This window comes from Yoonia sp. (genome assembly GCF_017854415.1).
Classification (GTDB): domain Bacteria; phylum Pseudomonadota; class Alphaproteobacteria; order Rhodobacterales; family Rhodobacteraceae; genus Yoonia.
The window spans coordinates 1-6,291 of sequence record NZ_JAFMHR010000153.1 but is presented as its reverse complement, the minus strand read 5'-3'; the positions used below and the strand labels follow the sequence as shown (position 1 = coordinate 6,291).

The 6,291-nt window shown below is 53.3% G+C and carries 6 protein-coding genes; all 6 read right to left on the bottom strand.

Annotated elements, in window-relative coordinates:
* Window positions 1-336 (bottom strand): PhoU domain-containing protein (locus tag QZ197_RS14035; protein ID WP_296432756.1); only part of this gene is annotated, 336 nt, incomplete at its 3' end.
* 11 nt (window positions 337-347) lie between these two features.
* Window positions 348-1,148 carry a phosphate ABC transporter ATP-binding protein PstB gene (gene pstB / locus QZ197_RS14030; protein WP_296432755.1) on the bottom strand — a complete coding sequence of 267 codons (801 nt, stop codon included), beginning with the start codon at window positions 1,146-1,148 and terminating at the stop codon, window positions 348-350.
* A gap of 11 nt (window positions 1,149-1,159) precedes the next feature.
* Window positions 1,160-2,479, bottom strand: coding sequence for a phosphate ABC transporter permease PstA (gene pstA / locus QZ197_RS14025; protein WP_296432754.1), 1,320 nt, complete (start codon window positions 2,477-2,479; stop codon window positions 1,160-1,162).
* On the bottom strand, window positions 2,476-3,678 hold the full coding sequence (pstC, locus tag QZ197_RS14020; protein WP_296432753.1) for a phosphate ABC transporter permease subunit PstC: 1,203 nt from the start codon (window positions 3,676-3,678) through the stop codon (window positions 2,476-2,478). Before pstC ends, pstA begins: the two co-directional genes overlap by 4 nt.
* A gap of 66 nt (window positions 3,679-3,744) precedes the next feature.
* Window positions 3,745-4,779: a substrate-binding domain-containing protein gene (locus QZ197_RS14015; protein ID WP_296432757.1), complete on the bottom strand. Its 1,035-nt coding sequence runs from the start codon at window positions 4,777-4,779 to the stop codon at window positions 3,745-3,747.
* Between the two features lie 105 nt (window positions 4,780-4,884).
* Entirely contained in the window at window positions 4,885-5,922 is a 1,038-nt protein-coding gene (locus QZ197_RS14010) for an ATP-binding protein (protein WP_296432752.1), read from the bottom strand.
* Window positions 5,923-6,291 lie beyond the last annotated feature (369 nt).

Genomic DNA, 6,291 nt, shown 5'->3' with positions numbered 1-6,291 from the left:
GACCAACACACTGGTGCGTTTGGCAATGTTCTTGGCGTAGTCACCGATCCGTTCCAATGAAGCCGCAAGACGCAAAACCGTCAATAACGAACGCAGGTCTTTGGACACCGGCGCACGCAGCGCGATCGTGCGCGCGGCTTCTTCGTTAATCTGAATCTCAAGCGCATCGATAACTTTGTCGCCTGAGCGGACTTCTTCGGCCATTTCAAGATCACGATTAGCCAATGAATTGGCTGCTTTCAGGATCGCCTCTTCAACAAGGCCACCCATCTTCATGATCAGCGTTGTGATCCGTTCAAGATCGCGGTCATAGGCAGACGAAATATGTTCATTCATGTGGTTGCTCCTTACCCGATCCGGCCGGAAATATAGCTTTCCGTGCGTGGGTCTTGCGGGTTAGTGAAAATCTTGTCGGTGTCATCGTATTCCACAAGGTTGCCGAGGTGGAAAAACGCGGTTTTCTGGCTTACTCGGGCCGCCTGCTGCATCGAGTGTGTGACGATCACGACCGAAAAGCTTTGGCGCAATTCGTCAATTAATTCTTCGACCTGTGCAGTGGCAATCGGGTCAAGTGCGGAACATGGTTCGTCCATCAACAGCACCTCTGGCGCAGTCGCGATGGCGCGTGCAATGCATAAACGCTGCTGTTGGCCGCCAGAAAGGCCTGTACCGGGCGAATCCAACCGGTCCTTTGCTTCGTTCCAAAGGGCGGCTTTGCGCAAAGATTTCTCGACGATTTCATCAAGGTCGGTTTTGTTACGGGCGAGCCCGTGGATCTTGGGGCCATAGGCAACGTTGTCATAAATCGACTTCGGGAACGGGTTCGGCTTTTGAAACACCATCCCGACCTTTGCGCGCAGCTGGACAGGATCAACCTTTGGATCATAGATATCTTCGCCATCGATGCGGATGTCGCCGGTAACGCGTGCGACATCAATTGTGTCGTTCATCCTATTGATACAACGCAAAAATGTCGACTTTCCGCAGCCAGACGGACCGATAAATGCTGTCACGGTCTTGTCTTCGATTTCAACATTTACGTCTTTAATGGCATGATTATTGCCATAGTAAACCTGTACGTCCTTGGCCGAGATTTTAATGTTCTGCTGCGTCGTCATTGTGCGATCCACATGTGTCATATCTTCCATATTTCAGTCCCCTACCAACGCCGTTCAAAGCGGCGGCGCAGGTAGATTGCGACCGCATTCATTATAAGCAAAAACACCAGCAGTGTAATAATCGCACCCGATGCGCGTTCTACGAATGCCGGATCAGAACGTTGCGTCCAGTTGAACACCTGCACCGGCAACGCGGTGGACGCTTCGCCAAATAGCCCTGCCTCGGGCGTGTAAGCCGCGGGATATTCGCGCACAAAGGCGACCATACCGATCAGCAGCAAAGGCGCCGTTTCGCCCAATGCTTGCGCGAGACCGATGATCGTACCTGTCAGAATGCCCGGAGCGGCCAAGGGCAACACATGGTGGAACACCGACTGCATCTTGGACGCACCCACACCCAAAGCCGCATCGCGGATCGATGGCGGCACCGATTTTAGCGCAGCACGGGTCGAAATAATGATTGTCGGCAGTGTCATGAGTGTCAGAACCAATCCACCGACCAATGGCGAAGATTGGTTAAATTCCATGAAGTTAATGAAAATCGCCAAACCCAAGATACCGTAAACAATCGACGGCACCGCTGCGAGGTTCGAGATATTCACTTCGATCACATCGGTAATCCGGTTTTTTGGGGCAAATTCTTCAAGATAGATCGAGGATGCAACGCCGATTGGCAAAGCAAGGAACAGCACGACCAGCATCATATAAAGCGACCCAAGGATCGCGACGCCAAGACCCGCCGCTTCTGGCCGCTGCACAGAAGCGTCCGGATTGGTGAAAAAGCTCCAGTTGAACTTGGTATCCATCACACCCGCGTCAGCAAAGGCTTGGGCAATCATCAATGCATCTGGCGACGTGTTACCGTCCAATGCGGCGCTTTCCATGGTCACACGGCCTTTGAAAAAACCGTCTATCCGGCCCGAAGCAAGCAGATCGAACGTCACTGTTTGACCGACCAAGTCAGGGTTACCCAACACACGGTCGCGCACCGTCGCTGCGGCCTCTTTCGAGATCATCTCGGCCAAGTCCTTGTCGGACAGTTCGGTCGTCAGACCAAGACGCGCAACTTCTGCGACAATGGCGTCGCGCAAAACCGGCGCATAGCCGATCGTCGTTGTTTTCGCCATCTCAACAGGGTCGCGGTTGCCTTTTTTGTCGACACGGTCAGCGCTCAATTCGACAGGCAAAGTAATATACGTCTGCTGGAAAGAGCTTGCACCATTCCCGATCACAGACGTCAGCAAAATGACGAGCGCGAGCATCGCGACGGCAATCGCACCCAGACCAAATGCTTTAAACCGGGCTTCGGCCTTATTGCGCTTGGTCGTGCGCGCATCACTGACCAGAAGTGAGGACTTCATTCGTACTGCTCCCGATATTTGCGCACGATATAAAGCGCGAATACGTTCAAGGCTAAGGTGATCACAAACAAGGTCAGTCCAAGCGCAAAGGCCACGAGTGTTTCGGGGCTGGCAAAGTCGGTGTCGCCGGTCAACTGGCTGACGATCTTTACGGTGACGGTCGTCATCGCCTCGAAGGGGTTTAGCGATAATCGGGCCGCGGCCCCTGCCCCTAAAACTACGATCATCGTCTCGCCAATTGCGCGAGATGCAGCCAGCAAGATCGCGCCGACGATACCGGGCAACGCCGCTGGAATAACGACTTGGCGGATTGTCTCGGACGGTGTTGCGCCAAGACCCAAAGAGCCGTCACGCATCGCCTGTGGCACCGCATTAATAATGTCGTCAGAAAGTGAACTGACAAAAGGGATCAGCATGACGCCCATGACCAGACCGGCAGTCATCACTGATGACGCACTTTGGCCCAAGCCCATCGGCTCTGCGAAATAGTCGCGCAGCAGCGGCCCAACGGTGATCAAAGCAAAGAGACCGTAAACAATCGTCGGGATACCCGCGAGGATTTCAATCGCAGGTTTGGCGATAGAGCGGAAACGCGGGCTTGCGTATTCTGACAAATAAATTGCTGCAAACAGTCCAATAGGAACAGCAAACAAAAGCGCGATGAAGCTGACATAAAGCGTGCCCCAAAGCAGCGGCAATATCCCAAGTTCAGAGTTGCCACGAAAGTTTGGCGACCAAGTTGTTGAAAAGAAAAAGTCCCGCCAGTCATATTGACCAAAGAAATTGAACGTCTCGAACAGCATTGAAAAGACAATCCCGACGGTCGTCATAATCGCGATCGAGGACGAAAATATCAAAAGGCCCATGATCCAACGTTCCGCGTAATTGCGCGCGCGGGCCTCTATTTTTATCCCGATCAACGAGAGTACAAAGCCTGTTATGCCAAGCCCGAGCACTACCAACGCGAAGAACCAACCCGGCGTGGTTCCAGTAATCCGGCTAAAAAGCGCGATCAACAAGACTGCGGCGCACGCAGGCACAAGCGTCGCGAGGGCCGTATTCAAAGCATGTTGTCTAGGCAGTGATACAAGGGTGCGGATGTCGCCGCCTGCCACTTGCAATGCACGGGCCTTAGCCACGAAATAGCCGACGACAGCCAGCGCGATAACAAACAGAAGCGGGGTCGTCAGTGATTGCATGGGGTATTTTCCATCATCATAAAAGTACTGGGGCGTCTATAGACGCCCCAGATAAAATCGTCGAGCTTAAGATCCGGACCCCATGACCATTTCGTTCGCGATTGTGTCCTGCACGTCAAGCAGTTCTGGATCAGAAACCAGACCGTATTCGGCCAATGGACCATCTGGACCTGCAATATCGTCAGAGACGAAGAATTCTGCAAAATCTTTCAAACCCGGGATTACACCGATGTGCGCCGCTTTGATGTAGAAATACAGCGGACGTGATACAGGGTATTCGCCTGCCGCGATGCTTTCAGTTGTCGGTACAACACCGTTCATTGTGGCAACTTGCAGCAAGTTCGTGTTGTTTTCGTAGAACGACAGACCAAAGACACCGATGCCGTTGCTGTCCGCTTCAATTCGGGCAAGCGTTTCGGTGTAGTCGCCGTCGATATCCACTGAACGGCCATCTGTGCGAATTGCCATACATTTCTGCTCGGCTGTGTCTTCGTCGACACCTGCAGCTAGCATGGCTTCATAGAAACCGCCGTCTTCACAACCCGCCAGGATCACCTGCTCTTCGAACACTTCACGTGTGCCGTGCTTGGTGCCGGGAATGAAGGCTTGGATTGGCTGGGCCGGGAAATCCGGGTTCACTTGGTCCCAAGTTTCGAATGTGTTTGGCACCAGTGCGCCATCGATAAAGTGCTCGTTGGCGATCGCTTTGTACCAATCTGTCGGCGTGAATTCGAAAGAATTACCTGCTATGTCGGATGCAAAAACAATGCCGTCATAGCCGATGCGCACTTCGATGATGTCTGTAACACCAGCGTCCGCACAAACGGCAACTTCGTTCTCACGGATAGGGCGGGATGCATTTGCGATGTCGATGGTGTTGGCGCCAACACCTTCACAAAAACGCTTGAGGCCAGCAGATGATCCACCTGATTCGACAACAGGCGTCGGGTAATCAAAGTTTTCACCGAACAATTCGGCGACAATGGATGCATAAGGCAAAACGGTCGATGATCCTGCGATCTGCACGTTATCACGCGCAAATGAGGAAGTAGCAGTAAGGGCAATGGCTGCGGTCGTCGCAGTTAGTTTCATGATCGACATCATATCACTCCAGTCAGTCAACAAGCGGTAAAGCGCGAACCGCTCTACCATTGCGGCCCGTTTAGGCCTGCAATTCAAACCTTTTGTGACATTGATGTAATAGTTTTATGACGGTGTCGCGGTTGGCAAGAAAACAGAGACCTGCGTCCCTTCGCCCTCGACACTTTCGACGACCAACCGACCGCGATGCCGGTTGATAATATGCTTCACAATCGCCAAGCCAAGGCCGGTACCACCCACCTCACGAGACCGGTGATTATCAACGCGGTAGAACCGCTCTGTCAAACGGGGGATGTGATGGGCCGCGATGCCCGCACCCATGTCAGCAATGATCACTTGTACCGCTTCGCCGCGCAACCGTGCGTGCATTTCCGGTGGCTTCAGTGTGACGATGACCTGCCCCCCCGACGCCCCGTATTTGATCGCGTTTTCGACGAGGTTGGTGAACACTTGCGCCAATTGCCCGACGTCACCGGGCACTACCTTTTCTGTGCCATCCTGTTCTAACGTTACAAGCACTTTTGCGGCTTGGGCTTGGGGTTCTAGCCCTTTGATCACTGACGACAAAAGCAGGCCTAGATCGGTACGTGCAAGCGGGCGCACGCGTTCGTCTTCCTCCACGCGGCTAAGCGACAAGAGATCATCCACCAACCGCGTCATGCGGTTTGCCTCATTCTCCATGATATCCAAGAACCGGTCACGCGCGCGCGCATCATCACGAGCCGCACCTTTCAGCGTTTCGATAAACCCCAAGAGCGCGGTCAACGGTGTACGCAATTCGTGGCTAACGTTTGCCACAAAATCGCGGCGCATCTGGCCTGCTGCCTCTGCCGCTGTCTGATCCTCAAACGTCAATGCGATGTCGCCGCCAGCTACGGCAACCGCAACGCGGTAAGTCGTGTCTTTTGCACCATCGCGCCCTGTGAAACGTGTGACCCGCGCCGTACCACTTGACCGCGTTTCGGCAATTGCGGCAATCACGGCGGGCTGCCGCACAGCCGTCATATAGTGCTTTCCAAACAGGTTGGGCCCCAAGATTGCCGTGACAGCATCATTTGCCGCGCGCACCCTGTCATCTGGGCCGATTAAAATGACCGGAATCGGCAAAGCACCAATTACAGTCGCTATACGCTCTGTCGTCACGCGCGTTTCCTTTGCGAAGTTACCGCTATCATAACAGCTGACGCGCAAGGTTTCAGAATTAAAGTGCAAAAACAACAACAGAACGATTGATAAACACGCTAAGCGTACCATATTGAGGCGAGTTACAACCATAGATTTTACGGCGGGAAAGATGTCAGAATGACCAGGACAAACTGAACGATTCTACGACATCCGAAGTTCCACCAAAGATCATTTCAGACCGTGCTTTGATTATAGGCGACACCAAAAGGTGGCGTGGCGTAGGCCGTGCGCCTTTTGCCTTCGGGGATTTTCAATTTTGTAATCTTGCCGGGCTGCACAGTGATCTTCTGCGCGGCTTTGATCCGCATATTGTGCTTTCACCACTGG